This is a genomic window from Mycobacterium sp., assembly GCF_049683355.1.
GTDB lineage: Bacteria > Actinomycetota > Actinomycetes > Mycobacteriales > Mycobacteriaceae > Mycobacterium.
The window spans coordinates 1-3,817 of the sequence record NZ_JBAUJB010000367.1 but is presented as its reverse complement, the minus strand read 5'-3'; the positions used below and the strand labels follow the sequence as shown (position 1 = coordinate 3,817).

Below are 3,817 nucleotides of genomic sequence, written 5' to 3'. Positions count from 1 at the left end.
GGCGGGCCACCGCTGGACCTGAACCGGTTGCGCCGCACCGTCTCCGGTCGGCTGGCCGGGCAACCGCGCGCCACCCAGCGGGTGGTCGACGACGGTGACGGGCCCCGGTGGGCCCACGACCCCGACTGCGACATCACCAGCCACGTCCGGTGCAGGTCCACGTCCACCGACCTGTGGCAGACCGTCGGCGAGTTGATGGCCGAGCACCTCGACCACAGCCGGCCGCTGTGGGCGTTCGACGTCATCGGGCCGCTGGCCGACGGACGCGAGGCGATCGCGGCCCGCATCCACCACGCGATGGCGGACGGGATCGCCGGGGTGAGATTCCTGGACTCAGTGCTGTTCGACCCCCACCCCGACCCGCCGGCACACATAGGCACCAGCAGGGCCGTCGCCGCTTCGTCGCGCCTGACCGAGGCGCGCCGGATGCCGGAGGCGCTGCTGCGGGAACTCGGCCGGCCCGGTCCGCGGTCGCCGTTCGACCGGCCCGTCGGCGCCGCCCGCGAACTCGCGTTCACCGTTGTGCCGCTGGCGGAATTGAAGGCGATCGGCGCGTCCCGACCGGACCGCGCGACCGTCAACGACGTGTTGCTGGCCGTGGTGGCCGGCGGGCTGCGCGACTGGCTGAGCCCGGATGGAGCGGCGGTGCACCGGCTGCGCGCCCAGGTGCCCGTGAGCCTTCACCACCGTGACGAGGCCGCAGCCGATCTGGGGAACCGGGACTCGTTCATCAACGTCGATCTGCCGCTGGCAGAACGTGATCCGCTGACCCGGCTAGATCTGATCCGTGCGGAGACCGCCCGCCGAAAACACCTCGGCGACGCCGAGGAACTCTTCGACCTCTTCCACGCGCTCGGCCGCCTCCGGCACGTCGGCGCCGCCGCTCAACGGCTGGCGGGCAGCGCCAGGGAGTTCAGCGTGGCCATCTCGAATGTGCCCGGGCCCGCGGCCTCCGTGGGTGTCGCCGGCAGGCGGGTGCTGCACCTGTTCTCGTCCTCGGAGCCCGCCGTGCACCACGCGTTGCGGATCTCGGCCATCTCGTGCGCCGGTGACGTCGGGATCGGGCTGTGCACCGACCCGCACGCGCTTCCGGACGTGGCCCGGCTCGCCGACCGGATCGAGGCGGCGTACAGCGAACTGCACGCCGCCGCGCTGAGGTGAATGCCGTGTACGCAGAGAGGGGCCATCCATGACGACCAGCACCGTGACATGCCCGGAATGCGGGCAGCGCAACCGTGTTGCGGCCGGCGGGAGCGGCAGGCCACGCTGCGGCCAGTGCCGGCAGTGGCTGCCGTGGATCACCTCGGCCGGCGACGGTGATTTCACCGATGTCGTGGAGAGCGCGTCGGTGCCGGTGCTCGTCGACCTGTGGGCCACCTGGTGTGGACCCTGCCGCATGGTGAGCCCGGCACTGGAGCAGCTCGCCGGCGAACGCGCCGGTGGGCTCAAACTCGTCAAGATCGACGTCGACGCCGCGCCGGGGCTCTCGCGGCGTTTCGACGTGAGCGCGGTTCCGACGTTGTTGCTGATCGACCACGGCCGCGTCCTGGCCCGCAAAGCAGGCGCGGCACCGCTGGCCGCGCTGCGCAGCTGGCTGGACGAGTCGCTGGCGACCTGAACCGCAACCGGTTCGGCGGGCAGCCGCTGACCTGAATGTGACGGGTTGCCGGCCTTCGGGCGAAACCGCTGTGCCCGGCGAGTCGGCGGAAATACAGTTTGCCTAGCTGTGGGCAATCGCCGAACACGGGTGCTGGCGGGGCGTCACGGTGTGTGTTCGCAAGGAGGCGACATGGGGGGATCAGCAGCCATCGCGAGGACGGACCGGCCGGGGAGTCGCTACATCGGGCGGGTCGGCGGATTGGCGTTTGCGTTGGGGATCGGCGCGGCGGTGCTCGCGGGAGCGGGTGCGGCATCGGCGGACACGTCGGACTCGGATGGGGGCACCACGTCGGTGAGTTCGTCGTCCTCGGCGTCGTCGTCATCCTCGTCGTCGTCCCAAACGAAGCGTTCGGCTGAGTCCGAGGCGGAGTCGGACACCGACGTCACGGAGGCCGCGGACGCCGAAGCAGAGTCGGAGGCTGCGGCCGACGCGGAGGCTGAGGACGCCGAGGAAGAAGCCGACGAACAGGCAGAACAAGCCGAGGAAGCCGAGACCGATTCTCTTGCAGCGGTTTCCGAAGATGCACCGGCGAAGTCCCGCTCCGCCACACCGGAAGACGACGCCGCAGAAGCGCCGGCAACCCTGAGTTCGAATATCACTGCGGCCGTGGAGGAACCGAGTCCCTTCGAGCGCTTCTTCGAAAACCAGAGCCCCACCCTGGATCACGACCCGGCGGAGAACACCGTCGTCGAAGGGCGCATCGAGGGTGACCTGCATGCCGAGGACCCCGACTCGACACGGCTGACCTACACCGCGACCAGGCCCACCCACGGGACCGTGGTGATCAACCCCGACGGCACTTTCGCCTACACCCCCGGCGCGTCCTACGCCGGACAGGACAGGTTCGACGTCACCGTCAGCGACGCCCGCAGCGGATTCCACATCCACGGCTTCGCCGGTCTGCTCAACCTGCTGTCCTTCGGGATTCTGGGCAGCAGCGGCCACCGCACCACCGAGACCGTGTTCATCGGTTTCGAGCGCGCCGTCGTCGTATCGGGTCTGAACACGCCGGTGGACTCCCGGTTCCTGCCGGATGGCCGGATCGTCGTCGCGGAGAAGGGCGGCGCGATCAAGATCGTCGAGGACGGTGTGCTGCGCGAGCAGCCGCTGATCACACTGTCGGTCAACACGCTCGGCGAGCGGGGTGTCAGCGGACTGGCCGTCGACCCGGACTTCGCCACGAACGGGCACCTCTACGTCGCCTACACCACCTCGACGCTGCGCAATCGGTTGTCGCGGGTGACGGTGGTCGGCAACACCGCCGGCTCGGAGCTGGTGCTGCTGCAGTCCACCGAATCCGCGGCGTTCAACCATCAGGGCGGCGCGCTGGGGTTCGGACCGGACGGCAAACTGTACTGGGGTCTGGGTGACAACGGTTCCGGACCCAACTCGCAGAACCTGACGAACCTGCACGGCAAGATCATCCGAATCAACCCCGACGGCACCACACCGTCGGACAACCCGGACCTGGGCAACGGAGCGTTGCCGCAGATCTACGCCTACGGACTGCGGAATCCGTTCCGGCTGACGTTCACTCCGGCCGGCGGGCTGCTGGTCGCCGACGTCGGGGCGGCGTCCTTCGAGGAGGTCAACCTGGTGACGGCCGGCGGTGACTACGGCTGGCCGGGCGCCGAAGGTGTCTGCAACACGTGCTCGTCGATCAACCCGATCTACACCTATCCGCGCGGCAGCGGCGCGGCCATCACCTCGGTGCTGGTCTACGACGGGGACACGTTCGGTCCGGACTATCTGAACAAGGTGTTCATCGCCGACCTGGTGCAGGGCTGGATCAAGGTGCTTACGTGCACGCCGGAATTCACGTCGTGCGGCGATCCGCAGGACTTCGATCCGGATGCCGGCTCGACCGTGCTGTTGCTGCAGGGGCCCGACGGCAACGTCTACCAGCTGACGTATCAGCCCGGCCCGCTGGTGCGGATCGCACCGGCGGGCACCGCGTCGTCGCTCGGCGAACTGGTCTGAGATCTCAGAGGCGGTAGTCCGGCAGGTCGATGTTGTCGCGCACGCTTCCTGCGAGCAGCTTGGCCAGCGGCCCGACGTCCATCATGTTCATCGCGAAGTTGCGGAACCACAGGCCGAACCGGGTCCTGGTGGCGAAGAAGCCCAGCATCCGTTCGGCCCCGGCCTGCTTGCCGGCGA

At 69.3% G+C, this 3,817-nt stretch carries 3 protein-coding genes and 1 pseudogene; 3 read left to right on the top strand and 1 reads right to left on the bottom strand.

Annotated elements, in window-relative coordinates:
• From WA944_RS21060 to WA944_RS21050, 3 genes are all read left to right on the top strand, one after another.
• The coding region (locus WA944_RS21060) for a wax ester/triacylglycerol synthase domain-containing protein (RefSeq protein WP_526647313.1) at positions 1–1,161 on the top strand (1,161 nt) is incomplete at its 5' end.
• A gap of 28 nt (positions 1,162–1,189) precedes the next feature.
• Positions 1,190–1,618, top strand: coding sequence for a thioredoxin (trxA, locus tag WA944_RS21055; protein ID WP_526373461.1), 429 nt, complete (start codon positions 1,190–1,192; stop codon positions 1,616–1,618).
• A gap of 171 nt (positions 1,619–1,789) precedes the next feature.
• The gene (locus WA944_RS21050) at positions 1,790–3,640 is read left to right on the top strand and encodes a PQQ-dependent sugar dehydrogenase (protein WP_526373463.1); all 1,851 of its coding nucleotides are present in this window, start codon (positions 1,790–1,792) and stop codon (positions 3,638–3,640) included.
• Positions 3,641–3,644: 4 nt separating this feature from the next.
• Here WA944_RS21050 and WA944_RS21045 read toward each other — a convergent pair.
• Positions 3,645–3,817, bottom strand: a pseudogene (locus tag WA944_RS21045) (FAD-binding domain); the annotation flags it as partial.

Excerpts from the sequence above, each read along its gene's own strand:
- trxA (WP_526373461.1), top strand. The coding sequence starts at position 1,190 with ATGACGACCAGCACCGTGACATGCCCGGAATGCGGGCAGCGCAACCGT.
- WA944_RS21050 (WP_526373463.1), top strand. The coding sequence starts at position 1,790 with ATGGGGGGATCAGCAGCCATCGCGAGGACGGACCGGCCGGGGAGTCGC.